At 60.7% G+C, this 23,806-nt stretch carries 20 protein-coding genes; 3 read left to right on the forward strand and 17 right to left on the reverse strand.

Features of this window, described 5'->3' with window-relative positions:
* Positions 1-25: 25 nt before the first annotated feature.
* Genes L6D74_RS09195 through L6D74_RS09205 form a run of 3 tightly spaced genes read right to left on the reverse strand, consistent with a single transcriptional unit; the run spans position 26 to position 5,240 of the window.
* Positions 26-3,079 carry an efflux RND transporter permease subunit gene (locus tag L6D74_RS09195; protein ID WP_236188808.1) on the reverse strand — a complete coding sequence of 1,018 codons (3,054 nt, stop codon included), beginning with the start codon at positions 3,077-3,079 and terminating at the stop codon, positions 26-28.
* The gene (locus tag L6D74_RS09200; RefSeq protein ID WP_236188810.1) at positions 3,076-4,140 is read right to left on the reverse strand and encodes an efflux RND transporter periplasmic adaptor subunit; all 1,065 of its coding nucleotides are present in this window, start codon (positions 4,138-4,140) and stop codon (positions 3,076-3,078) included. Before L6D74_RS09200 ends, L6D74_RS09195 begins: the two co-directional genes overlap by 4 nt.
* On the reverse strand, positions 4,137-5,240 hold the full coding sequence (locus tag L6D74_RS09205; RefSeq protein WP_011331936.1) for an efflux RND transporter periplasmic adaptor subunit: 1,104 nt from the start codon (positions 5,238-5,240) through the stop codon (positions 4,137-4,139). The genes L6D74_RS09200 and L6D74_RS09205 overlap by 4 nt, the downstream gene beginning before the upstream one ends.
* Positions 5,241-5,384: 144 nt before the next feature.
* On the opposite strand from L6D74_RS09205, the gene L6D74_RS09210 reads away from it, so the two are divergent.
* Positions 5,385-6,545 carry an AAA family ATPase gene (locus L6D74_RS09210; RefSeq protein WP_085667646.1) on the forward strand — a complete coding sequence of 387 codons (1,161 nt, stop codon included), beginning with the start codon at positions 5,385-5,387 and terminating at the stop codon, positions 6,543-6,545.
* A gap of 245 nt (positions 6,546-6,790) precedes the next feature.
* Here L6D74_RS09210 and L6D74_RS09215 read toward each other — a convergent pair whose 3' ends face one another.
* The 13 genes from L6D74_RS09215 to L6D74_RS09275 all read right to left on the reverse strand — a co-directional run bounded on the left by L6D74_RS09215 (position 6,791) and on the right by L6D74_RS09275 (position 19,735).
* Complete coding sequence (locus tag L6D74_RS09215) at positions 6,791-7,669, reverse strand: transporter substrate-binding domain-containing protein (RefSeq protein ID WP_236188811.1); 879 nt, start codon at positions 7,667-7,669, stop codon at positions 6,791-6,793.
* Positions 7,666-8,463, reverse strand: a complete 798-nt coding sequence (locus L6D74_RS09220; RefSeq protein ID WP_236188813.1) for an amino acid ABC transporter ATP-binding protein — start codon at positions 8,461-8,463, stop codon at positions 7,666-7,668. Before L6D74_RS09220 ends, L6D74_RS09215 begins: the two co-directional genes overlap by 4 nt.
* Positions 8,460-9,119, reverse strand: a complete 660-nt coding sequence (locus L6D74_RS09225; RefSeq protein ID WP_236188815.1) for an amino acid ABC transporter permease — start codon at positions 9,117-9,119, stop codon at positions 8,460-8,462. The genes L6D74_RS09220 and L6D74_RS09225 overlap by 4 nt, the downstream gene beginning before the upstream one ends.
* Positions 9,100-9,765 (reverse strand): amino acid ABC transporter permease, encoded by a 666-nt coding sequence (locus L6D74_RS09230; RefSeq protein ID WP_007918712.1) that lies wholly within the window; start codon positions 9,763-9,765, stop codon positions 9,100-9,102. Before L6D74_RS09230 ends, L6D74_RS09225 begins: the two co-directional genes overlap by 20 nt.
* A 665-nt stretch (positions 9,766-10,430) precedes the next feature.
* Positions 10,431-11,228: a MetQ/NlpA family ABC transporter substrate-binding protein gene (locus L6D74_RS09235; RefSeq protein ID WP_236188816.1), complete on the reverse strand. Its 798-nt coding sequence runs from the start codon at positions 11,226-11,228 to the stop codon at positions 10,431-10,433.
* 164 nt (positions 11,229-11,392) lie between these two features.
* Entirely contained in the window at positions 11,393-12,325 is a 933-nt protein-coding gene (locus tag L6D74_RS09240) for a sigma 54-interacting transcriptional regulator (RefSeq protein WP_064592681.1), read from the reverse strand.
* Between the two features lie 56 nt (positions 12,326-12,381).
* Entirely contained in the window at positions 12,382-12,963 is a 582-nt protein-coding gene (locus L6D74_RS09245; protein ID WP_007952774.1) for an alpha/beta hydrolase, read from the reverse strand.
* Between the two features lie 169 nt (positions 12,964-13,132).
* Positions 13,133-13,534 (reverse strand): ExbD/TolR family protein, encoded by a 402-nt coding sequence (locus L6D74_RS09250; RefSeq protein ID WP_003220570.1) that lies wholly within the window; start codon positions 13,532-13,534, stop codon positions 13,133-13,135.
* A gap of 1 nt (position 13,535) precedes the next feature.
* The gene (locus tag L6D74_RS09255) at positions 13,536-14,261 is read right to left on the reverse strand and encodes a MotA/TolQ/ExbB proton channel family protein (protein WP_011331927.1); all 726 of its coding nucleotides are present in this window, start codon (positions 14,259-14,261) and stop codon (positions 13,536-13,538) included.
* A gap of 45 nt (positions 14,262-14,306) precedes the next feature.
* On the reverse strand, positions 14,307-15,119 hold the full coding sequence (locus L6D74_RS09260) for an energy transducer TonB (protein ID WP_236188818.1): 813 nt from the start codon (positions 15,117-15,119) through the stop codon (positions 14,307-14,309).
* Positions 15,120-15,499: 380 nt separating this feature from the next.
* Positions 15,500-15,826, reverse strand: coding sequence for a hypothetical protein (locus L6D74_RS09265; protein WP_039764506.1), 327 nt, complete (start codon positions 15,824-15,826; stop codon positions 15,500-15,502).
* A gap of 181 nt (positions 15,827-16,007) precedes the next feature.
* The gene (locus L6D74_RS09270; RefSeq protein ID WP_236188820.1) at positions 16,008-17,351 is read right to left on the reverse strand and encodes an aryl-sulfate sulfotransferase; all 1,344 of its coding nucleotides are present in this window, start codon (positions 17,349-17,351) and stop codon (positions 16,008-16,010) included.
* A gap of 23 nt (positions 17,352-17,374) precedes the next feature.
* Positions 17,375-19,735, reverse strand: coding sequence for a TonB-dependent receptor (locus L6D74_RS09275; RefSeq protein WP_236188821.1), 2,361 nt, complete (start codon positions 19,733-19,735; stop codon positions 17,375-17,377).
* A gap of 165 nt (positions 19,736-19,900) precedes the next feature.
* Here L6D74_RS09275 and L6D74_RS09280 point away from each other — a divergent pair, with 165 nt between their 5' ends.
* Positions 19,901-20,845 (forward strand): LysR family transcriptional regulator, encoded by a 945-nt coding sequence (locus L6D74_RS09280; protein ID WP_236188822.1) that lies wholly within the window; start codon positions 19,901-19,903, stop codon positions 20,843-20,845.
* 190 nt (positions 20,846-21,035) lie between these two features.
* Positions 21,036-22,646 carry an alkaline phosphatase family protein gene (locus tag L6D74_RS09285; protein WP_236188823.1) on the forward strand — a complete coding sequence of 537 codons (1,611 nt, stop codon included), beginning with the start codon at positions 21,036-21,038 and terminating at the stop codon, positions 22,644-22,646.
* Positions 22,647-22,868: 222 nt separating this feature from the next.
* Here the strand turns inward: L6D74_RS09285 and L6D74_RS09290 are convergent, their stop codons facing one another.
* On the reverse strand, positions 22,869-23,777 hold the full coding sequence (locus L6D74_RS09290) for a TauD/TfdA dioxygenase family protein (RefSeq protein ID WP_236188824.1): 909 nt from the start codon (positions 23,775-23,777) through the stop codon (positions 22,869-22,871).
* Positions 23,778-23,806: the final 29 nt, after the last annotated feature.

Below are 23,806 nucleotides of genomic sequence, written 5' to 3' on the forward strand. Positions count from 1 at the left end.
TGGCGATGAGCGCAAGGCGCTCGCCTTACTGCGCCTCTTTCTTCGGCTCGCGAATCTTGTACCAGGCGACATACAGCGCCGGCAGAAACAGCAGCGTCAGCAGGGTTGCAATCACGATCCCGCCGATCATCGCGTAGGCCATCGGCCCCCAGAACACTTCCCGGGCGATCGGGATCATGCCCATGCTCGCCGCGGCGGCGGTCAGCAGGATCGGGCGACGTCGATGCTCGGTGGCTTCCACCACCGCATCCCACGGCGCATAGCCTTTGCGCTCGAACTCGTCGATCTGGGTCACAAGGATCACCGAGTTGCGGATGATGATGCCGATCAAGGCCAGAATCCCGAGGATCGCCACGAAGCCCATCGGCGTACCGGTCGGCACCAGCGCCAGCACCACGCCGATCAACCCCAGCGGCGCGACACTGGCCACAAGGAACAGCTTCTGCACGCTGTGCAGCTGGATCATCAGGAACGTCGCCATCAAGAACAGCATCAACGGCAGCACTTTCGCAATCGGTCCTTGGGCCTTGCCACTCTCCTCGACCGTACCGCCGGTGGCGACCTTGTAGCCAACGGGCAGTTTTTCGGCGAACGCGTCGATGGACGGCTTCAACAGTTTCACCAGGTCGGTCGGCTGAATTTCGTCACGCACCGACGCCTTGATGGTGATGGTCGGCAAGCGGTCACGACGCCACACCAGCGGCTGCTCCAGCTCATAACGAACCGTGGCGAAGGCCAGCAAGGGGATCGACGTGCCGTTGGGCGTGACGATCTGCAGGTTCTGCAGGGTTTCCGGCGTACCGCGTTCCGAACTCACCGCGCGACCGACCACGTTGATCAGGTAGATGTCGTCGTTGACCTGGGTCAGCGGCGCGCCACTGACGATGCTGTTCATCAGGTTCGCCACGTCTTCGGACGACAGCCCGAGCTGGCGCGCCTTGTCCTGGGCGATGTCGATTCGCAGGACTTTGCCTGGCTCGTTCCAGTCGTAAATGATCTCGCCGATGTGCTCGTTCTTGTCCAGTTCAGTCGCCAGGTCGATGGCGTGCTTGCGCACCTGGTCGATGTCCTTGCCGCTGATCCGGTACTGGATCGGACGCCCTACCGGCGGGCCCATTTCCAGCGCCTGCACGTAGCTGCCGATGCCGACGAAATCCTTGTGCAGCCGTTCGCGCAGGCGTTGGCTCAAGGCCTCGCGGGCTTCAAAGTCTTTGCTGACGATCACCAGTTGCGCGTAGTACGGGTTCTGCAATTGCTGGTCGAGTGGCAGGTAGAAACGGATCGCGCCCTGACCGATGTAGGTGCTCCAGCGCACGATGTCCGCGTCGCCCTTGAGCGTGGCCTCGAGCTTGTCGACGGCCCTGCGGGTCTCGTCGATCGAGGCGTTTTGCGGCAGGTTGAGGTCGACCAGGATTTCCGGTCGATCCGAGGACGGGAAGAACTGATTCTGCACAAAACGCATGCAGAACACCGCCAGCACAAACAACAGCACGGTGATGCCGATGGCCCACCAGCGATTGCGCATGCACCACAGCAAACCGCCGTTGAATGCACGGCCAACGCGCCCCGGTTCAGCCTCATGGGCTTTCACGTTGGTGCTGAGAATGTGCACACCGATCACCGGGGCGAAGAACACCGCCACGATCCAGGACACGATCATCGCCACGGCAATCACCGCGAACAGCGTGTAGGTGTACTCGCCGGCAGAACTGGCGTTGAGGCCGATGGGGACGAAACCGGCGACCGTCACCAGCGTACCGGTGAGCATCGGGAACGCGGTCGAGGTGTACGCGAATGTCGCGGCCTCCTCCTTGCTCTCGCCCATTTCCAGGCGCGTGACCATCATTTCCACGGTGATCATCGCATCGTCCACTAACAGGCCGAGGGCAATGATCAGAGCGCCGAGGGAAATCCGCTGCATGGTGATGCCGCTGTATTCCATGAACACAAACACCATCGCCAGCACCAGCGGGATCGAGCACGCCACCACCAGCCCGGCGCGCACACCGAGACTGATGAAGCTGACCACCAGCACGATCACCACCGCTTCGAACAAGGCACTGGTGAAGCCGCCAACGGCCTCCTCCACCACCACGGCCTGATCGGACACCGTGTGCACACCCACGCCAACCGGCAGATCCGCGGTCAGTTCATCGATGCGCTTGTGCAGTGCTTTGCCGAATTCCTGAACGTTGCCGCCCTTCTGCATGGCAATCGCCAGACCGATCGCCGGCTTGCCGTCGAAGCGGAATTCCGGCGTGGCCGGATCGGTGTAACCGCGAGTGATGTCGGCAACATCTGCCAGGCGATAGAAGCGGTCGTTGAGCTTGAGATTGACCTCGGCCAGGTCTTTCTCCGAAGCGAACTGGCCCGAAGTCCGCACAGAAATCCGCTCCGGACCCGCCTCGATCACACCGGCCGGAGTCACGGCGTTCTGCGACTGCAGGCTCTGCACCACCTGACGCTGATCGATGCCCAGCGCCGCCAGTTTGCGGGTAGAGAAGTTCAGGTAAATCACTTCGTCCTGCTGGCCGATCATTTCGATCTTGCCCAGCCCCGGGACATTGCGGATCTCGGCCCGCGCCTGTTCCACGTAATCGCGCAACTGGCGCATGGTCAGGCCGTCGGCAGTGAAGGCGTACACCGAGCCGAACACGTCACCGAACTCGTCGTTGAATCCCGGCCCCTGAATACCTTGAGGAAACTGCCCGCGAATGTCGTCGATCTTCTTGCGCACCTGGTACCAGATTTCCGGAATGTCCTTGGCGCTGGTGGTATCGCGCAGGTACACGTAGACCGTCGATTCGCCGGGGCGCGTGTAGCTTTTCACATAGTCGAGGGAATCGAGTTCTTCGAGTTTTTTCTCGATGCGGTCGGTGACCTGTTTGAGGGTTTCTTCCTGGGTCGCGCCCGGCCATTTGGTCTGGATCACCATGGTCTTGATGGTGAACGACGGGTCTTCCTCGCGCCCCAGATTGAAGTAGGAGAACACCCCCATGAGCAATGCGACGAACATCAGATACCAGACGAAAGACTGATGCTTGAGGGCCCATTCGGAGAGATTGAAAGAGCCTTTCATTGACTGTCCTCGTCAAGTTTTACGGATTGTCCGGGTTTGAGACTGTTGACGCCGGCGCTGACCACGCGCTCGCCGTTCTTCACGCCCCCCGCGAGCACCACGCTGCTGTCGGTGCGGCTGATCACGCTGACGTCGCGCGGGTTGACGGTTTTGCTTTGGGTGTCGATGACCCAGATCCGCAGCTTGCCATCGACCTCTTGCAACGCTGTGACGGGCAATTCGATACGCGGTTTGATCGCCGAGCTGAGGGTGACGCTGATCGCCGTGCCGAGGCGGAAGCCGTCGGGCGTATTGGTCAGGGTCAATCGTGCGCGGCGGGTGCGCGTCGCACTTTGTGCCTGGGGTTCGATCTCGCGCAGGGTGGCCGTGGTGTTGATGCTCGGGTCGAGCTGCCCGGCCACCAGAAACACCACGTCGGACGGGATCTCATCGACCAGGGTGTCCGGCAGATCGATCACGGCTTCCTTGATGTCCGGTTGCGCCAGGGTCACCACCTGCTGGCCCGCCGTCACCACTTGCCCGGCCTCGGCATTCCACGCGGTGACCACCGCCTTGTGGTCCGAGCGTAGCTGGGTGTAATCGAGTTGATCCTTGCTCTGGTTGACCGCCGCCCGCGCCTGATCCAGCGAGGCTTGGGTGGTTTTCAGGTCCGTCATCGCAATGTCCAGTTGCGCCTGCGCCCCCACGCCCCGGTCGAACAGCGCTTGCTGACGGCGGGCGTTGGCCTGGGCGTTGATCAGCTGTGCCTGAACCCTGGCCAGGTCGCCCTGGGCCGAACGCAGCTGGTTCTGCTGATCGGACGGATCGAGGGTGGCGAGCAGCGTGCCCTTCTGCACCTCGGTGCCGACGTCGACGTTACGGCTGGCAATGCGCCCGCCGACGCGAAAACCGGTGTTGCTTTCATAGCGTGCCTGAATGCTGCCGGCGAAACGCCCGAGGTTTTCCTCGCTCAACGCTTCGACCTTGACCGACAACACCGGCCGTACCGGCTCCGGCGGTGGTTCGCTTTTCGAACAGGCGGCCAGCAACACGCCAATGGATAACAGCCCCAGACGCTTCATGGCTGTGCTCCCGGTTGCAGATCCTTGTAGGTGTTTTCGGCTATTTCGACCTTCATGCCCGGATGCAGCAACTGCCCACCCGCGACAATGACTTTTTCCCCGCCCTTGAGGCCCTCGCTGATGATGACCTTGCCGATCAGGTAGCGGCTGACGGTGACGTTGTGCAACTGCGCTTCACCTTTGTCGTCGACCATCCACACCGCCGGATCGCTGACGTTCTTGGTCAGCGCCGACCACGGTAATTCAACGGCCGACTTGCCGGTGCCCTTGGCCGTGGCGCTCACCACCGAGCCCAGCTGCATCCCCTGCGGCAGGCTGTCGAGGCTGACCTTGACCTGCACCGTGCCGGACTGCGCGGACACCGCCGGGGTGATTTCGCGCACGGTGCCGGTGGTCTTGATGGCGGGGTTGTCGAGCAGGCTGACGACGATCGAACGCTCCGCCGGCCGCTCGGCCAGCAGGGATTCGTAAACGTTGAACACGGCGTCGCGGTCACCGTCCCGGGCCAGACTGAATATCGGCGCCGTGGCCTGAACCACCTGGCCGACTTCGGCCTGACGCTCGGTGATGACGCCGGGCGCATCGGCGATCAGTGCGGTGTAGCTCAGTTGATCCTTGGCGTTGGCCAACTGCGCCTGCGCTGCGCTCAAGGCACTCTGGCTGCTGCGCAATGCGGCCTGCGCCGAATCGTATTCGCTCTGGCTGGTGTAGCCCTTGGGCAACAGTTTCTGCTGGCGGACGAACGCGGCGGCGCTCTGTTTGACCCGAGCCTGCTCGGCCACTACCTGAGCCTGTGCGGAATCGACGTTGGTCTGCAAATCCTTCGGATCGAGCTTGGCCAGCACTTGTTTGGCCGAGACGCGGTCACCGACATCGACCATGCGCTGGATGATCTTGCCGCCGACCCGGAACGACAGTTCGGTCTGCACCCGCGCCTGGACATCGCCGGTGAGGGTCACGGCGGCGGCATAATTGGCGGGGTTCACCTCCTGCACGAAGACCCGGGGCAGGTATTCGGCGGGGGCCTTTTTCTCGCCGCACGCGCTCAACAAAGCGAACAGACTCAGCATGACCGCTGTTTTCAATCCGGGACTCGCCATGCAGACTCCTTCCTGTGTACGAACGTGCAAGTGACGATACGACTGTGAGCTTAGAACAGGGTTCAACCTTCGTCCGGCCGATATATGCATTTCTGTGCAGCGAGTATCCTGACCCGGATTTCGGGGCACTCAAGAAGGATTTTCATGCTCAAGACCCTCGCGGTGGCCAATTACCGCTCGATCAATAAATTGGTGATCCCGCTGGGACGTCTGAACCTGATCACCGGTCCCAACGGCAGCGGCAAGTCGAACCTGTACCGGGCGCTGCGGCTGTTGGCGGAAACCGCTCAGGGCGGCGTGGTCAATGCGCTGGCCCGTGAGGGTGGGCTCGACTCGACGTTCTGGGCCGGGCCGGAAACCATCAGCCGGCGCATGCGCAACGGCGAGGTGCCGATCCAGTCCACCGTGCGCCAAGGCGTCAAACGCCTGCGCCTGGGCTTTGCCGGGGAAGATTTCAGCTATTCGATCGCCCTGGGCTTGCCGGAGCCGAGTCTTTCGTTTTTTTCCCTCGACCCGGAAATCAAAAAGGAATGCATCTGGGCCGGGCCGCTCTATCGTCCGGCCAGTCTGCTGGTGGATCGCGACGGGCCGATGATCCGTGCCCGTGAAGGTCGTGGCTGGGATGTTCTGGCGCAATACACGCCGAACTTCGACAGCCTGTTCGATCAGGTCGGCAGCCTGCGCACCTCGCCGGAGGTGTTCCAGATGCGCGAGTTCATCCGCCGCTGGCGCTTCTACGATCACTTTCGCAGTGACGCCGACGCCCCGGTGCGCCAGCCGCAACTGGGCACGCGCACGCCGGTGCTGCATCACGATGGCCGCGATCTGGCGGCTGCGTTGCAGACCATCCGCGAGATCGGCGATCCCGAGGCGTTGCAGGCGGCGATCAGCGACGCCTTTCCCGGCGCACGGCTGAACATCGCACCGCTGGCGGGCGGCCGCTTCGCCATCGAGTTCTTTCAGGAAGGGTTGTTGCGGCCGTTGTCGGCAGCGGAACTGTCGGATGGCACGTTGCGTTATCTGCTGCTGGTCGCCGCGCTGCTGACGCCACGCCCGCCGTCGCTGATGGTGCTGAACGAACCGGAAACCAGCCTGCACCCAGATCTGCTGCCGGCGCTGGCGCGCCTGATCATCCGGGTGTCGGAGCAGTGTCAGGTGTGGGTGGTGTCCCACGCCCGACGATTGATTTCGGCGTTGCAGGAAGACCCGGAATGCAATTGCATCGTGCTGGAAAAAACCCTCGGCCAGACGGGGATCGTCGGGCAGAGGGTTTTGGATGAGCCTGCGTGGAACTGGCCTGATTAGGTGTGTCAGTTGGAGAGCCCCTCACCCTAGCCCTCTCCCGGGGTGAGAGGGGACCGATCGGGGGATGCTCAAGAGTTACGCCGACCTGAAAGTGCTTCTGTGAATCCATAATCGACTCGGTGTCTCAGGTCGATGTAACTCTCAAAACACCTCGGTCGGCTCCCTCTCCCTCCGGGCGGTCCGACGTTTCGGGAGGGCTGGGGTGAGGGGTTGCTCTGCATCCTCACCGCCGACCTGTCAGGCAATCAGCCCTGCCACTTCCCACCCTCAACAATCACGCTCTCAGGCTTGGTGTCATCACTCAGCTCCTTACGCACATATTGGTCATACAGCTTGAGCAGGTATTTCTCCTCCCCAAGCTTGGCCAGTTCAGTATTCACCCAATCGCGCAATTCGATGTTGCCCTTCTTAACCGCCGGCGCAATCGGCGCTTCGGCACCGAGTTTTTCATCCAGCACACGGTAGCCCGGGTTCTGCTTGGCCCAGCTGAACAGCACCAGATTGTCCTGCGCGTAGGCATCGCCACGGCCGTTGGCCAGGGCTTGCAGGGACTCGGAGTTTTTCTCGAACTTCAGCAGTTTCCAGTCCGGGTGGTTTTTGGTCAGCCAGATATCGGCGGTAGTGCCGGTGGTGACGATGGTGGTGCGGCTCGCCAGGTCATCCAGCTTCTTCACTTCGCTGCCCTGCGGCACCAGCGCCTGCACCGCGACCTTCAGGTTCGGGTTGGTGAACTCCACCGCTTCCTTGCGCTCCGGGGTCACGGTCATGTTGGCGAGGATCAGGTCAACCTTGTCGCTTTGCAGGAACGGAATGCGGCTCGCCGGTTCCACGGCCACGAACTCGACCTTGTTTTCATCGCCCAGCAGATCCTTGGCGAATTGACGGCCGATATCGGTATCGAAGCCGACGTAACGCCCCGCTTCGTTGACGAAACCGAACGGCGGCTTGTCGGTGAATACGCCGACGATCAGTTTGTCGCGGGCCTTGATCTTGTCCAGATAACCGGCCGGCGCGGTGCTTTCGCTGGCGACTTTCGGCTTGGCCGGTTCTTCGGTCTTGTTGCAGCCGGCCAGCAGCGCGAGGCTGATCAGCGGTAGTGCGAATAAGGCTTTGGCAGTTTTCATGGCAGTTCCAGTTCCTTGGTTTGAGACGTTGTGGGCGAAGTCGTTGAAGTCAGCGCTTCGACGTAGGAGAACTTCTCCAGGAACTGCTGCGCGCGTGCGGTTTGCGGGTTCGTAAAGAAAAGCTCGGGCGGGTTCTGTTCAAGGATGCGCCCGCCATCCATGAACACGATGCGATCGGCCACCGCGCGGGCGAAGGCCATTTCGTGGGTGACGATCAACAGGGTCATGCCTTCGCGGGCCAGGCCCTGAATCACTTCCAGCACTTCCTTGACCATCTCCGGATCAAGGGCGGCGGTGACTTCGTCGAAGAGCATGACCCGCGGGTTCATGCACAACGAGCGGACGATGGCGATGCGTTGCTGCTGGCCGCCGGAGAGCTGGCGCGGGAACGCGTCGCGCTTGCCCGACAGGCCCACGCGTTCGAGCAACGCTTCGGCTTGTTGCTGTGCTTCGCGGCGTTCGCGCTTCTGCACCTTGAGCGGGCCGAGCAGCAAATTGTCGAGCACGCTCATGTGCGGAAACAGGTGATAACTCTGGAACACCATGCCGATCTGCTGACGCACTTCGCGCCAGTCGGTGGCCTTGTCCAGCAATTCACGGCCGGCGAATTTCAGGTGACCGCTGTGGGCGGTTTCCAGACCGTTGAGGCAGCGCAGCAAGGTGCTTTTGCCGCAGCCGCTGGGGCCGAGGATGACGATGACTTCGCCGGATTTCACTTGCAGGTCGATGCCCTTGAGCACCTGCTGTTCGCCGAAGAATTTGTTGAAACCCTGAAACTCGATCAATGCGCTCATGCTTGCGTCCAGCGCCGCTCCAGCACGCGCGAGGCAGCCGACAGCGGGTAGCAGATGAAAAAGAAAAACAGGAACAGCGCGCCGTAGATCAGCACCGATTCGTAGGTGCGCTCGATGATCTGCTGACCGACCTTGATCACATCCACCACGCCAATCAGCACCGCCAGCGAACTGGTCTTGATGATCCGCGTGTAGACGTTGATGGTCGGAGGTGTCATGCGTTTCAGCGCCTGGGGCAGCAGCACATAGCCGTAGAGCTGCGCCGCGTTCAGCCCGATCGACAGCCCCGCCTCACGCTGCCCGCGCGGCAACGAATGCAGCGCACCGCGCGCCACTTCGCCGACCTCGCTGGCGCCCCACAGCGACAGCACCAGCACCGCGCACCAGAAACTCGGCAAGCTCAGGCCGAAGAAAATCGGCAGGCCGAAAAACAGCAGGTACAACCAGACCAGCACCGGGATCGCCCGGAACAGTTCCAGATAGATCCGCAGCAACACGTTCAGCCACCGCACGTTGAGCGTGCGCAGCACACCGTAAAGCACGCCGCCGACGGTGCTGATGGCGATGCTGAGGAACGAGATCGACAGGGTTTGCCCGGCGCCTTTGGCCAGTTGCGGCAACGACACCCAGAGCAGTTCAAGACCCGAACTGGCCATGCTGGAGCCTCCTTTCCAGACGGCTCAACAGCAGCGACAGCGGCAGGAACAGCAGCACGCAGATCAGCGTCAGCACAGCGAGCATTTCGTAGGTCTTGTAGTAGAGCGCGATGTAGCTCTTGGTGGTGTAGAGAATTTCCGGCACCGCCACGGCCGAGACCACGGTGGTCTCCTTGAGCAGGAAAATGAAATTGGCGAACAGCGACGGCAGGCTGAGGATCCCCGCTTGCGGCAGGATCACGTAACGCAGCAACTGACCGTGGGACAGGCCGATTGAGCGGCCCGATTCAAGCTGCGCCTGAGGCACCGCATCGACACCGGCGCGCAGCACTTCGGTGAGGTAGGCGCCGCCGAGAAACGTCATGGTGATGATCGCGGCGGTGAATCCCGAAACCTTGATTCCCAGAGCCGGCAACGCGAAGTAGACGAAGAACAGCTGGATCAGCAGCGGCGTGTTGCGCGCCAGCTCCACATACAGGCCGACCAGCTTTTGCAGGTAAGGCGTGCGGAATACCAGAATCGTCGCATTGAGCAGCGCCACCAGCAGCGAGGTGCCAATGGCGATCAAACCGACCTGCAGCGTCACGCCCACGGCTTTGAGAAACGCCGGCAGGGTGCTGAGGATAAATGCGTAATCGAAGGTCATGAAACATCCTGACGCCGCTCGGTAAGCGACGGTGGTGCAGTCCATGGACAGCGGGTAACTGTCCGGCAGGCACCGACTTTAAAGGTATAAGAAAAAGAATTTAAATACCGTTAAAGCATATTGATATCACGCAAAAAACTATCCTGCGGGTTTGCCCCGACAGAATAAGAAGGCTATTTTTCCTCTCGCTGTAGGACGGATCTTTTTTTCATGAAAGCCCTCCAAGGACGAACAGCTTTTGGCCAGACTCCCCGGCCGAACTCATAACAAGGAAGAGAACATGGACGTAAAAGTGCCGCAGCGACCGGACCCGCAGGATTTCCTGAAATGGCTGGTGGCTTTGCGCAGGGCGCTGAAAACCGGAATGGCCTGAGATCAAGAGCCCCCTCACCCCAGCCCTCCCGAAACGTCGGACCGCCCGGAGGGAGAGGGAGCCGACCGAGGTGTTTCGCGTTATACATCGACCTGAAAGTTCGCGTCGATTATGGATTCGGTACAACACTTTCAGGTCGGCGTAATTCCCAAGCATCCCACGGTCAGTCCCCTCTCCCCCCGGGAGAGGGTAAGGGTGAGGGGGCTTTTGAAGCACACACAAAAACGCCGATGACCATCGCTGGTCATCGGCGTTTTTTTTCAACCTTGAAGGGGGTTGCTGCTGCGTCGGATCAGAACGCCGGCAGTACCGCGCCGTTGTACTTCTTCTCGATGAACGCTTTGACTTCAGGGCTGGTAAGGGCAGCGGCCAGTTTCTTGATGGCGTCGCTGTTCTTGTTGTCTTCACGGGCGACCAGGAAGTTCACGTAAGGCGAATCCGCGCCTTCGATCACCAGAGCATCCTTGGTCGGGTTCAACTTGGCTTCCAGCGCGTAGTTGGTGTTGATCATGTCCAGGTCGACTTCTTTCAGAACACGCGGCAGCAGGGCCGACTCCAGTTCCTTGAACCTGAAGTTGTGCGGGTTCTTGGCGATGTCTTTCGGCGTGGCCAGGGCGTTCTTCGGATCTTTCAGTTCGATCAGGCCAGCCTTCTGCAGCAGGATCAGAGCGCGACCGCTGTTGCTGCCTTCGTTCGGAATGGCGATGGTGGCGCCGTCCGGCAGTTCAGCCAGGGTCTTGTACTTGCTCGAGTAGCCACCGAACGGTTCAACGTGCACGCCTTGCACGGTCACCAGGTACTTGGCCTTGTCATCTTTGTATTTGCCGGCGTTGAAGCTGTCCAGGTAAGGCTTGGTCTGGAAGTAGTTGGCGTCCAGACGCTTCTCGCCCACCTGTACGTTCGGCTGTACGTAGTCGGTGAAGACCTTGATTTCCAGATCCACGCCTTCTTTGGCGAGGGTCGGCTTGATCAGCTCGAGGATTTCGGCGTGCGGCACCGGCGTCGCGGCAACCACCAGTTTCTCGCCGGCCTGGGCCAGGGAAGCAGTCAGAGCAGCCGCCAATGCGGTAAACAACAGAACCTTTTTCATGCAGTGTCCTTATCGAAAATCGGTCGTCATCGACGACGGCATTAATACGTGTGCCAGCGATGTGCTACTGCTGGCGTGAAGCGGACAATACCGGGATTTTTTATTCCCGGACAATAACGTTTATTCAGCTTCATATTCCATTTTGTTCATGTTGATCAAAATGGTTACAACGCCTCGCTCAGGCTCAACAGCAATTCTTTCAATGCCTTACGTTCGTCGGCAGTGCCGTTGAGGCTCACGCTCGCTACCTGACGTTCGATCTGAACCAGCGGCCCAGACACCTCGGGCAGGTTCAGGTGCTCCGGCAGGATTTCGTCGCCAGTGCTCACCAGCAGCGCAAAATGAATGACGTTTTCCAGCTCCCGGGTATTGCCCGGCCAGCTGTGTTGCTCCAGCACCTGTTGCGCCGCTTCGCTGATCAGCGGCACCGGCAGATCCAGGCGCTGGCTGTAGATGCCGAGGAAGTACTCGGCCAACGACAGAATGTCGCCGACCCTCGCGCGCAGAGCCGGCAGTTCCAGATGCCCCTCGCTGAGGTAGTGATAAAGCCGCTCGTGGAATTTCCCCGCCGCCACCGCTTGGGCCAGATCGATGCTGGTCGCCGCCACCAGGCGCACGTCCACCGGGCTTGGTTGATGCGCACCGACGCGGGTGACTTCGTGGTTTTCCAGGGCGGAAAGCAATTTGATCTGGATCGGCAGCGGCAGGTCGCCGATCTCGTCCAGGTACAAGGTGCCGCCGTTGGCCGAGCCGAACCAGCCGGCGCGACTGCTGGCCGATCCGCTGTAGCTGCCGGCGGCGTAGCCGAACAACTCCGCATCGGCGTAGGTCGGGCTGATCGCCCCGCAATTGACCGAGACAAACAAGCCGCTGCGATCACTGGCGCGGTGAATGTGGCGGGCGAGCAATTCCTTGCCGGTGCCGGTCTCGCCGCGAATCAACACCGAGATCGAGCGCGGTGCGAGTTGGGCCATTTCCTCGCGCAACTGGCGCGAGCGTGGATCGACGAACACCAGCGCCTTGGCGCGGATGCTCAGGGGACTTTTTTCCGCATCGGGAAAGGTCAGCAACGGCTGGCCAAAGGTTTCAAAACTCATGGCAGACTCCCGCCCCAAATCGCCGGGAGACGGGGGCGTTGAAAAAATAAAATTGATCAGGCACGGCGCCGGGCGTGGTGTTCCATGCGGTTTTGCAGGCGATACAGATAAGCGAATCCCTGCTCCCAGCGTTGATGTCCGGACTTCACGTTGATATGGCCGGCGCCGGCGAGAATCCCCGCCTCGGCGCCCCAGTTGCGCGCCAGCTCCAGCGCACGCGGCGCACTGACGGCGGCGTCGTTGTCGGAGCTGACGACCTGGCTCGGGAAGGGCAGCAGATCGGTCGGGATCGGCGCGAAATTGCGCAGCGCCGGCACGCAGGCCGGGCGCTCGACATCTGCCGGCGCCACCAGCAATGCCCCGCGCACTTGACGCAAATGATGCAGCGGCGCGGTGGCCGCCCAGTGCGCCACGGTGATGCAGCCCAGGCTGTGCGCGATCAGAATCACCGGCGAGCTGTCGGCGGCAATCGCCTCGGCCAGCGCCGCGACCCAGTCTTCACGACGCGGTGTCAGCCAGTCGGCCTGCTCCACCCGCGCGCTGTTGGGCAGGCTGTTTTGCCAATGGGTTTGCCAATGATCTTCTGGCGATCCTTGCCAGCCCGGCACAATCAGATAACGGATTGATTCGTTGCGCATGGGGGAGCTCTCCTGCGTCGTGTCTGTTCCTGAACGAGTATAGGGACGGGATTTATATTCGTTAAGGAATAAGAAGCTATTTATTAAGACCTGAAAAGAATATTAAGTTGCAGACAAAAAAAGGGGCCGCACCCTGCCAAGGAGACGGCCCCGGAAAAACGTGAAACCCTTATCGTGCAGTGATCACCGACAGCTTGGTGATGCCCGCCCGCTCAATCGAAGCCATGGCTCTCGCCACTTCGCCGTAATTCACCCCGTCGTCGGCCTGCAATTGCACGCGCACTTCCGGGTCCTTGGCCTTGGCCGACTTGAGGTTGAACTCCAGCAGATCCGGCTGGATTTCGTCCTTGTTGATAAACAGTTTTCCCGCACCGTCGATGCTCACCACCAACGGGTCTTTCTGCTCGACCGGCGCCACTGCTTCGGTCTTCGGCAGGTTGATCGGTATCGCGTTGGTCAAAAGCGGCGCGGTGACGATGAACACCACCAGCAGCACCAGCATCACGTCCACCAGCGGCGTCACGTTGATCTCGCTCAGCACCTCGTCGCTGTCTTGCGTGGAGAAGGCCATATCAGGACGCCTCCTTCACTTTTGTTGCGTTGCCCTGGGCCGCAGCCTTGTGCGCGGTCGGGTGGATCAGCACGCGGAACGAGCTTTTTTGCGCCAGGCTGTAGAAGTCGTGGGCAAAGTCGTCCAGGTCCGCCGCCGTCAGTTTCAGACGACGCAAAAAGTAGTTGTAAACCAGCACCGCCGGCACCGCGACCGCGATCCCCACACCAGTGGCGACCAGCGCTGCACCGATCGGTCCTGCGACCGTTTCCAGGCTCGCCGAGCCTGCCGCGCTGATGCCTTTGAGCGCTTCCATGATTCCCCACACCGTGCCGAACAGACCAATGAACGGCGAGGTGCTGCCAATACTCGCGACCACCGCCAGACCGGTTTCCAGCGAACGGCGCTCGCGGACGATCTGCTGGCGCAAGGCACGTTCGAGGCGATCCTGATGATTGATCGCCTGGCTCAGGTCATTGGCCTGCGGCGCCTCGCCCACTTGTATCGCCGCATAACCGGCCTGTGCCACCCGCGCTGCGGCGCCGGGCTGGGTTTCGCTCAACTCGGCGGCGGAGTCCAGACTCGACGCCGCCCAGAAGCGCTTGTGAAATTTGCGGTCCTGCGCCTTCAACCGGCCGAACTGCACAGCCTTGAGCAATGCCAGGCCCCAGGTAGCGACAGAGAAGACCACCAGCAGCCAGATCACCGCGCTTTCGATGGATTCCAGTGGAGATGCCAGTAACGTCATGATGTGTTCCCTCGTGTAAACGTTTAGCGCGAAATTGGTTTCGGTTTAATGAATCTTGAAATCGATGGGTACGCTGACCCAGCCGTCCTGGGCGACATCACCCTGCTTGGCCGGCACGAAGCTCCAGCGCTTCACGGCGTCCAGCGCCGCGTCGTCGAGTTGTTGCCGGCCACTGCTTTTCTGAATCTGGATCTCGCCCGGTTTGCCGCTGGCCAACACGTGCACCCGCAGCAACACCGTGCCTTCCCAACCGCGACGCTGGGCCAGCGACGGATATTCCGGCGCCGGGTTCTTCAGGTACGCGGCGTTGGCCGAGGCTGGCGTCACCGGAGCAGGCGCAGGTGGTGCAGGTGGCGCTGGCGCGGCGACCGGGGCGGCCGGTTGTGGCGGCGCCGGTGGTTGCTCGACCGCTTTCGGCGCCGGTTTCGGTACGGGTTTGGCCACCGGTTTCGGTTTGGGGATCGGCTTCGGCTTCGGTGGCGGCTTGGTTGCCAATTCGTCTTCCACCGGCGGCGGAGGCTCGACCACAGGCGCCGGTGGCGGCGGCACAACTACAGGTGGTGCCGGTGGCGCCGGGCGCGAAAACTCGATGGTCATCGGTGGAATTTCCGGCGGCACGATCGGCAGCGCCGGCGTCGGATGCCGGTTGATCCAGTAGATCACCGCGCCGTGCACCACCAGCGCCAGAACGCCGAGCAGAATCGTTTCGCGGCGGCTCAAAATGCCCTTGGGCGCGCGCTGCAAACGCAGCTGCCCCAACGGCACGCGATGGGGCCGGCCGAGATCGACCAACTCGCCGCTCGGCGCCTGGCGCCACAGCACCTCCTGTGCGCTGGCGGCGGTCTGGACATTGCCCATTGATTTACTCCCTGCGGTCTCTTTGCGTTTTTTTCGCTTAGCCGATTCGCCGCTTGTTGAATCCCCCACGGCGTGCTCGATGGGTCAATCATTGGGCCAGCGGCTTATCTCCGAAAGTAATCTTTAATGTTATGAATAGACGTTTATGGAATATATGAAACAGTCATTTCCGCCAAAGCCACGGCCCGCAAGGCTTCCAGCGATTCACCGAAATCGACATGCTTTCCCGGCATAAAAAGTATTCATCCAAGGCATCGGGTTATCGATGACCCGGGATCCAGTGACAACTAATTCCAAGGTGATAGTTGACGGACTTTTTAAAAGGCAAACAAAAAGGCCGATGCATGTTTAATGCATCGGCCTTCGATTTACGGAATTTCTTATTGCTTCAGAAACTCACCACCCAAGTTCACAACTTCACCATCGAAGTTCACGCGGGAGCCGGTAGCCCGGAGTTTCGCGTAGTTGTGATCAGGCGAAAACAGCGTCCAGGTCTGATAACCACTATTTCCGTTCTGAGCCAGCACCGCGATTGTGGTCGGGTTGCCGGTACTGTTCTGGAAGTGATAGTTCCCGTAACGGATGTCGTAATTCACGCCACCCTGGCTGAGGGTGCCGCTGAAGCTGCCATTGGAATCATTACCGTCGGTGATAACCAGCTTGGCGCCAGAGTTGGCATTTACATAAGTGCCATTAATGCTCGACATAACGAGATTTCCTTTATCGTTGGATAAGTGTCTTCCGATGAGAGCAAGTTTCCTCCTGGAAACTCACGACACTCAGGATGGTTGGACATTCATTTATTGTCCACGCGACTTTTCAACGAAATTGCTATATGCACTATTCATGTCGCTCATAACTTATTTCGATTCGGAAGACTCTTAATAACTAACGACTGGCATTGGTTTGTTGCACACCAATGGCCGGCGCAATCACTGCCGTCTCCGAGCGCGGCGTTCCTGCCGGAACCCAGTCATAACTCACAGGAAGGGCTCGATAGACCCAGTTGCTGATCGCGTCGCTGCCCGGTGCCTTGCCCAGATAAGGGCTGACGTATTCCCAGACATTTTCACCACTGGCCGTCACCTGGAAGAACCGCCCGTTCATGCCTTCATCGATCAGCGTGTTGCCGTTGGGCAAGCGCCGTGCGCTGCTGATGAACGAGCTGTAGAACGCCCACCCCGGCTGCTTCGAATTCGCCGCGCTGTACTGCCAGACGATTTCATTTTTCACCGGGTCGATCTCCAGCACCCGCGAACCGGAAATCAGCCCCAGCGTGACGTTCGGGTACCCCGCCGAACCCTGGTTGTCGAACACCAGCAGATTGCCCGCGCCGGGCAGTCCGGCCGGGATGATGTGCGCGTCATGCTGGCCGACGAACTGGTCCACCGGGCGCGGGATTTTCTGCGCGGTTTTCGGATTGGCCAGCGGCAGATTCGGCCCCAGACGCCAGACCACCTTGCCGCTGTGTTTGTCGACGATCGCGATGAAGTTGGCGTTGCGCGAATCGATCAGCAGGTTGTCCGGGTTGAAGCGCTTGTCGCCGGCATCGAACCACTTGTTCGGCCCGACCAGGCTGAGGTTGTTGATGTGCAGGTAATCCGGATTTTCACTGGCGCGAACCAGCTTCAACTGCTCGGCGGTGAAGCCGAATTCATTCAAATGATCCGACGCCAGCCACTGCCATTTCACCTCGCCGGCGGGGCTGACTTCATAGATCGCATCGTCAATCACCTCGGGCACTTTGAAGCCTTTGACCTGGTGCACCTTGTTCGCCAGCACCACGGTGTTGCCGTTGCTCAGGCGACGCTGATCGTGATGCTGTTGCGCAGCGCCACCGGGGGCCTTGTCGCCCCATTGCCAGACGACTTTGCCATTCCAGTCCAGCTCGCCGACGCTCTGATTGCCGAGGCCGTTACCGGCGGAGCCGAGCTTGCCCGGATCCTTTTCGCTCAGTTGCAGCAACACATGGCCGCGCTCGCCCCCGACCAGTTTCGGGTCGATGATCGCCGACGGGAAACCCGACTGCGGCCAGTTCTTCACCTCGTTGCCGTTCATGTCGATCAGGTGCGTCTGCTTGTCGGCACCGCTGAAGATCACATATTGATTGAAGGCCTTGGCCGGGTCGTAACGGGTGACGCCGGTGGGGTAGACGCTGGGGGCGGCGAGCGCCCCGGCACTGAGCACTGCGCCGGACAACAACACCGGTAAAGCGGTTTTGATGCGCAACATGATGCAGCTCCTTGAAGGATCAATCAGAAGTCGTAGCGACCGGTGACGCCGAGAGTGCGCGGCGTACCCAGCAAGCCTTCATAGCCGCCGTTGCCGCCGGTCCACAGGGTCGTGTAGTAGGTTTTGTCGAAGGCGTTTTTCAGCCACAGCGAGACGTCCCACTGACCCTGATTGAAATCGCCGCGCAGGCCGGTGGAGAGATTGACCACCGCGTAACTCGGGATCTGGCCGTAGTCGGAATCTTCGACCGTGCCCACCGCTTTGGAGCGGAACGCGTAACTGCCGGTGACGTAAGGTTGCAGACCGTTATCCAGATTCCATTCGTACTTGCCGTTGGCATTGCCGATCCATTTCGAGGCGCCGACCACCTGATGGCCGCTGAGGTCGCAAGAGGCCGGAGCACCCGGTGCCTGGCTGACTTCAGGTGGGCACGGCGCGTCCTTGTAGGAGAGATAGCTGACGTCGTTGTACGAGCCGTTGAAGTTCAGCGTCAGGCCGCGCAGCGGGATCAGGGTGCTTTCGAATTCCACGCCGCGCGAGCGCACCGAGCCGGCGTTGGTCAAGTATTGCACACGGTTGACGTCGTCGTAGGCGTTGGTCTGGTAAGCGTTGACCTGAGTCCAGAACACGTTGGCGTTGAGCTGCAAACGCCGATCCCACAGCGTGCTCTTGAAGCCGAGTTCGGCGTTGTTGGCACGCTCGGTGCCGATCAGCAAAGAGTCGGCGCCGGCGGTCGGTGCCGAGCCGACCACAAGGTTGACCCCACCGGATTTTTCGCCGTGAGACAACGTGGCGTAGCCGAGCAGATCATCGGTGAAGCGATAGCTGAGGTTGAGCAATCCGGACGGGCTGGAGCTGTACTGATTCAAGTCGCCGGAATCGTAGGCGCCGGTGCGGCCGCGTCGCGCGGTGGCGGCGGCACCCGTGACAGCGGCGCCACCGACCGGCGCATCACGATTGACCCAGGCGTTCTTCTCTTCATAGGTGCCACGCACTCCGGCGGTGAAATCCAGACGTGGGGTCAGGTGCCAGGTGCCTTGGGCGAACAGCGCGAAGCTGTCGGTCTTGATATGGCCACGGCCGACGCTGTTGACGTTGGCCAGCGCGCCCCGTGGCGTGCCGTTCCAGATGTCTGCCTGCGGGCCGTAATAGGCGAAGGATTTGTTGTCCAGATCCGAGCCGAAGTAATAAGCGCCGAGGACGTAATCGAAGAACTCGCCCTTGGGCGATGCCAGACGAAATTCCTGGGAATACTGTTTGTCTTCCACCGACACCCCGGCGTTGTAGGTCGCCGGCACATTGAGGCCATCGTCGTTGCGCGGGGTGAAATTCCAGAAACGGTAGGAGCTGACCGAGGTCAGGGTGAAGTCGCTCGGCAAGGTCCAGTTGGCCTCCACCGATGTGCCGCCCTGATGGACGGTGACGTGCTGGTCGTTGTCCAGATTGACCTTGCGGTGCGAGCCGTTGACCAGCGTCGCGCCGGCAGCGGCGGCGCGGGCCGAGTAGAGATTGACGCCATTGATGGTCGGCCCGGTGTTGTACAACACGCGGGTGCCGGCGCTGGAATCCTCTTCGTTGTAATCACCGATCCAGCGCAGGTTGAAATTCTCGTTGGGCTTGAACAGCAGTTGCGCCCGGAAGCCGTCGCGGGAACCGCCATTCAAATCATGGCCGTTGAATTCGTTCTTGATGTCGCCGTCGCTGCGGGTGCGATAGGCAGAGATGCGTCCGGCCAACTGATCGTTGAGCGGCCCGGAAAGCGTGCCCTTGGTCTGGAAATAACCGTCCTCGCCGACCGAGGTTTCGATGCTGCGCTCCGGGGTAAAACTCGGTGCGCGGGTGCTGATGTTGATCACCCCGGCGGTGGTGTTTTTGCCGAACAGCGTCCCTTGCGGCCCGCGCAGGACTTCCAATTGTTCGATGTCCATCAGGTCGAACACCGCCATTCCCGGGCGACCCAGATAAACGTTGTCGATGTACAGCCCGACGCTCCCTTCCAGACCGTCGCTGGCCGGGTTGTTGCCCAGGCCCCGGATCGACACGCTGGACTGGCGTGCATGCATGTAGGCGACGTTGACGCTGGGCACCAGTTGCTGCAGATCCTGAATCCGGTAGACCCGCTGCGTCTCCAGAGTCTGGCCGCTGACCACGCTCATGGGCGTCGGCACGTCCTGAGAACTTTCTTCGCGACGGCGGGTGGTGACGGTCACGGTTTCCAGTTGCGAAGTGGCGGTCGCGGTCTTGCCTGCCGGTGCCGAAACAGGGGTTTCCGTTTCCGCAGCGTAGCCGTGGGTCCAGCTGGCACTCCCCGCCAGCAACAGGGCCAGAGGCAGACGTTTGAGCCGTCGTGGCGGCGGCGGTGAAGCGAGGTTCAACGGACTCATGGGACTGCTCCTGGTCAAAAAACACGCAGACATCTTCCGTGCCGCATATTCTTTTAAGTTATTTATTTATGTTTTTACAAAGATTTACTGCATAAGAGATTGCCTTTATAAGGAGTCGACCTAATGCATATCCAATGCATTTCCCGGATATTTTTTATGTGAAAAATGCATATCGACTTGCGCCAACTCAGACACTTCATCGCCCTTGCCGAACAACGCAGCTTCGTCGCCGGCGCGCAGGCGGTGAACCTGTCGCAGTCGGCGTTCAGCCGCAGCATTCAGGCGCTGGAGCACAGCGTCGGTTGCCAGTTGGTGGATCGCGGGCGCAAGGAATTGCCGCCGACCAAACAGGGCCAGGTGCTGCTTGAACATGCGCGGCGGCTGGTCAGCGGTGCGCAGCAGATGGCCAACGAGATCAGCCAGTTCAACGGGCTGGAGGCAGGAGAGTTACGCTTCGGTTGCGGCCCGGCGCCGGCGGCAGGATTGATCCCGCGAGCGATCGGCAGCTTCATCGGCCGCTACCCGAAAGCGCGGGTGCATTACCAGGTCGATGACTGGCAGAGCCTGAGCAAAAGACTGCTGAGCGAGGAGTTCGAATTCTTCGTCGCCGACACTCGGCACTTCGAGGCGGATCCGGACTATCTGACCCACCGCTTGCGACCACGCAAATGGCATTTCTGCTGCCGCGCCGGGCATCCGCTGGCCGCATCGGATCGGGTCACGGCCGAGCAATTGATGAGTTATCCACTGGCCGTCAGCATTCGCCCGCCGAATCTGCGCAAGGTCATCGTCGACCTCAGTGGCCGCCCGGATTTCATTCCGAACGTGGAGTGCGAGAACAGCGCCAGCCTGCTCGGCGTGGTGCTGCGTTCGGATGCGATCGGCATCGTTGGCGCCTATTCGGATGCGCTGCATCAGGCCCGGGGTGAGTTGGTGTGTTTGAAGGTCGAAGGGTTGGCGGATGATCTGGAGGAGCTTTACACCCGTTATGGAATCGTCAGCCGCGCCGGGTATCGGTTATCACCGTTGGCCGAGGCGATGATCGAGCAGATCAAGGCGATTGATGCGGTGGATGAAGAAGTGTGTTCACTGGAGAATTTTGCCGTCTGACACTCCGCCTTCGCGAGCAAGCCCGCTCCCACATTTGAAACGCGTACTCCTGTGGGAGCGGGCTTGCTCGCGAAGAGGCCTGTGCAGGCGCCGATGCATTTCCTGCATGAAACCCATTCCCCGAATGCACTTGCCGAACACCCTCGCCGAAAGCGAAAAACCTCGCCTGTCTTCCTGACTGGTGAACCCCATGTCCAACCCGCAAAACCCTGTGCGCAATGTGCTGTACATCATGTGCGATCAACTGCGCCGCGATTACCTGTCCTGCTACGGCCACCCGCACCTGCACACCCCGAACATCGATCGCCTGGCTGCGGCCGGCGTGCGCTTTAGCCGTGCCTACACCCAAGGCACGATTTGTGGGCCGTCGCGGATGTCGGCCTACACCGGGCGCTATGTCAGCAGTCATCAAGTGGCGTGGAACGCCGTGCCGCTGCCGCTTGAAGAACTGACCATCGGCGATTACCTGAGACCCCACGGCATTCGTACCGCGCTGGTCGGCAAGACCCACGCTACAGCCAACGTGGATGCCTTGCAGCGGTTGGCGATCAACCCTGAAAGCGCCCAGGCCGAAGTGCTCAACGAAGTCGGCTTCGAGCCGTACTTTCGTCACGACGGCATCTTCCCCGACGACCCGCTGTTCGATGACAAACGCGAATCCGCGCCATACACCCACTACCTGCGCGAGCAGGGTTTCGAAGGGCGTAACCCCTGGCATGACTGGGCCAACGCGGCCGAAGGGGACAACGGCGAAATCCTCAGCGGCTGGAAAATGCGCAATGCCCATTTGCCGGCGCGAATTCCCGAGCAACATTCGGAGACTGTCTACACTACAAATCGGGCCATCGACTTCATCGGTGAGCAAGGTGAAAAACCGTGGTTTTTACACCTGTCCTATATCAAACCCCACTGGCCCTACATCGTACCGATGCCGTACCACACCTTGTACAGTACGAAATCGATTCTCAAACCGGTACGTAATGCCTCTCCCAGCGACCACCCGGTCTATCAGGCCTTTCGCCAGCATGAGGAAAGCCTGAATTTCTCCAAAGATCCGGTACGACTGAACGTCATCCCGACGTACATGGGCCTGGTCAAACAGGTCGATGATCAGTTGGGGCGGCTGTTCGATTTCTTGCAAAGCAACGGCCGCTGGGAGGACACGCTGATCGTGTTCACCAGCGATCACGGCGACTTCCTGGGCGATCACTGGCTGGGCGAGAAGGAGTTTTTGCTGGAGCAGGCGGTGGGCGTGCCACTGATCGTGCGCGACCCGCGCGCAGCGGCGGATGTCACACGGGGCACGGTGGATGAACGCCTGGCGGAAACCATCGACGGCGTGCCGACCTTTCTCGAAGCGCTGGGCGTGACGGGGGCGGAGCATCGCCTGGAAGGTCGCTCGTTGATTCCGCTGCTGCACGGTGAAAACCCTGACTGGCGCCGCTATGCGATCAGCGAATACGACTACGCCTTTCAGGCTCCGGCGCGGGAGCGGCTGGGCCAGCCGATCGACCGTTGCCGCATGACCATGGTGCGCAGCGAACGCTGGAAATACCTGGCGTACGACGGCTTCCGGCCGCAGCTTTTCGATCTGTTGAATGACCCGCAGGAGCTGCAGGATCTGGGCGCGGACCCGGCGTATGCGGCGGTGCGCGAGGAGCATGCGGGGTATCTGTTCGAATGGGTGCGCGGGTTGAAGCGCCGCACGACCATCAGCCATCAGGAGATTGATTTGCGCGGGCAGCGGTTTCGTTATGGCGAACCCGAGACCGAGAAGCTCGTTCAGATTGGCGTTTGGTAGAGATCAAGCGAAGGCAAGAGCAAGAGCCCCCTCACCCTAACCCTCTCCCGGAGGGAGAGGGAACCGATCGCGGGATATTGATGATTTACGCTGACCTGTATGAGCTTTGCTGAATCCATAATCGACTTGATCCTTCAGGTCGACGTATAGCGCCAGACACCTCGGTCAGCTCCCTCTCCCTCCGGGAGAGGGCGGGGGTGAGGGGCTTTTGATCTTCTGCTCTTACTCACGCCCTTTGATGGTCTGGCTACGCTGCCCATTCGCCCCGACCGGTACTTCGCCTTTGAGCGTCACCCGACGCACCACACGATCCTGAGTGCCGTAATCATCAATCGCATAATGCTGCGTCGAACGGTTATCCCAGATCGCCACATCACCGGCCTTCCAGCGCCAGCGCACGACGTTCTCCTGGCGGATCACATGACTTTGCAGCAAGCCAAACAGGTGCGCCGAATCGGCCTGGGAATAACCCTTGATGCGCTTGACGAAATGCCCCAGCAGCAAGCTCTTTTCGCCGCTGATCGGGTGCACGCGCACCACCGGGTGCTCGGTCTCGTAGACGGTCGAGGTGAAGATCTTGCGATAGCGCTCGAGCTTCTCCGCCGACACGTCCGGCTTCACCGCGGCGTAGTCGTATTCGTTGCTGTGCACGGCCACCAATTTGTCCGCCAGCTCACGCAACTCGGTCGGCAGTTCGCTGTACGCGGTCGCGGTATTCGCCCACAGCGTATCGCCACCGAACGCCGGGGCCACCACCGAGCGCAGGATCGAGGCTTTCGGGTAGGCATCGACGAAGGTTACGTCGGTGTGCCAGGAGTTGGCGCGCTGCCCTTCGGCGCCGTCCAGTTCCAACAGATAACGGGTGCCCTCGCGGGACGGCACGGTCGGGTGCGCCACCGGTTCACCGAGCAGATGCGCGAAGGCTTCCTGGCGTTGATCGTCGAGCTGAGTCTGCTCGCGGAAGAACACGACCTTGTACTGAATCAGCGCCTGTTGAATGGCTTCAACCGTCGCGGCATCCAGCTCACCGGACAGCTGCACGCCACGGATTTCGGCGCCGATACGACCGGCCACCGGATGAATGTCCAGCGCGTGGACAGCGGGTTTTACAGCGAGTGCGGCATTGCTCATGGGTAGACCCTCATCGACTGCTTGCGGTT

It is taken from the genome of Pseudomonas pharyngis (assembly GCF_021602345.1).
GTDB lineage: Bacteria > Pseudomonadota > Gammaproteobacteria > Pseudomonadales > Pseudomonadaceae > Aquipseudomonas > Aquipseudomonas pharyngis.

What these genes read in the sequence shown, in the direction of transcription:
- L6D74_RS09195 (WP_236188808.1), bottom strand. Translation starts at nt 3,079, where the DNA reads ATGAAAGGCTCTTTCAATCTCTCCGAATGGGCCCTCAAGCATCAGTCT.
- L6D74_RS09200 (WP_236188810.1), bottom strand. Translation starts at nt 4,140, where the DNA reads ATGAAGCGTCTGGGGCTGTTATCCATTGGCGTGTTGCTGGCCGCCTGT.
- L6D74_RS09205 (WP_011331936.1), bottom strand. Translation starts at nt 5,240, where the DNA reads ATGGCGAGTCCCGGATTGAAAACAGCGGTCATGCTGAGTCTGTTCGCT.
- L6D74_RS09210 (WP_085667646.1), top strand. Translation starts at nt 5,385, where the DNA reads ATGCTCAAGACCCTCGCGGTGGCCAATTACCGCTCGATCAATAAATTG.
- L6D74_RS09215 (WP_236188811.1), bottom strand. Translation starts at nt 7,669, where the DNA reads ATGAAAACTGCCAAAGCCTTATTCGCACTACCGCTGATCAGCCTCGCG.
- L6D74_RS09220 (WP_236188813.1), bottom strand. Translation starts at nt 8,463, where the DNA reads ATGAGCGCATTGATCGAGTTTCAGGGTTTCAACAAATTCTTCGGCGAA.
- L6D74_RS09225 (WP_236188815.1), bottom strand. Translation starts at nt 9,119, where the DNA reads ATGGCCAGTTCGGGTCTTGAACTGCTCTGGGTGTCGTTGCCGCAACTG.
- L6D74_RS09230 (WP_007918712.1), bottom strand. Translation starts at nt 9,765, where the DNA reads ATGACCTTCGATTACGCATTTATCCTCAGCACCCTGCCGGCGTTTCTC.
- L6D74_RS09235 (WP_236188816.1), bottom strand. Translation starts at nt 11,228, where the DNA reads ATGAAAAAGGTTCTGTTGTTTACCGCATTGGCGGCTGCTCTGACTGCT.
- L6D74_RS09240 (WP_064592681.1), bottom strand. Translation starts at nt 12,325, where the DNA reads ATGAGTTTTGAAACCTTTGGCCAGCCGTTGCTGACCTTTCCCGATGCG.
- L6D74_RS09245 (WP_007952774.1), bottom strand. Translation starts at nt 12,963, where the DNA reads ATGCGCAACGAATCAATCCGTTATCTGATTGTGCCGGGCTGGCAAGGA.
- L6D74_RS09250 (WP_003220570.1), bottom strand. Translation starts at nt 13,534, where the DNA reads ATGGCCTTCTCCACGCAAGACAGCGACGAGGTGCTGAGCGAGATCAAC.
- L6D74_RS09255 (WP_011331927.1), bottom strand. Translation starts at nt 14,261, where the DNA reads ATGACGTTACTGGCATCTCCACTGGAATCCATCGAAAGCGCGGTGATC.
- L6D74_RS09260 (WP_236188818.1), bottom strand. Translation starts at nt 15,119, where the DNA reads ATGGGCAATGTCCAGACCGCCGCCAGCGCACAGGAGGTGCTGTGGCGC.
- L6D74_RS09265 (WP_039764506.1), bottom strand. Translation starts at nt 15,826, where the DNA reads ATGTCGAGCATTAATGGCACTTATGTAAATGCCAACTCTGGCGCCAAG.
- L6D74_RS09270 (WP_236188820.1), bottom strand. Translation starts at nt 17,351, where the DNA reads ATGTTGCGCATCAAAACCGCTTTACCGGTGTTGTTGTCCGGCGCAGTG.
- L6D74_RS09275 (WP_236188821.1), bottom strand. Translation starts at nt 19,735, where the DNA reads ATGAGTCCGTTGAACCTCGCTTCACCGCCGCCGCCACGACGGCTCAAA.
- L6D74_RS09280 (WP_236188822.1), top strand. Translation starts at nt 19,901, where the DNA reads ATGCATATCGACTTGCGCCAACTCAGACACTTCATCGCCCTTGCCGAA.
- L6D74_RS09285 (WP_236188823.1), top strand. Translation starts at nt 21,036, where the DNA reads ATGTCCAACCCGCAAAACCCTGTGCGCAATGTGCTGTACATCATGTGC.
- L6D74_RS09290 (WP_236188824.1), bottom strand. Translation starts at nt 23,777, where the DNA reads ATGAGCAATGCCGCACTCGCTGTAAAACCCGCTGTCCACGCGCTGGAC.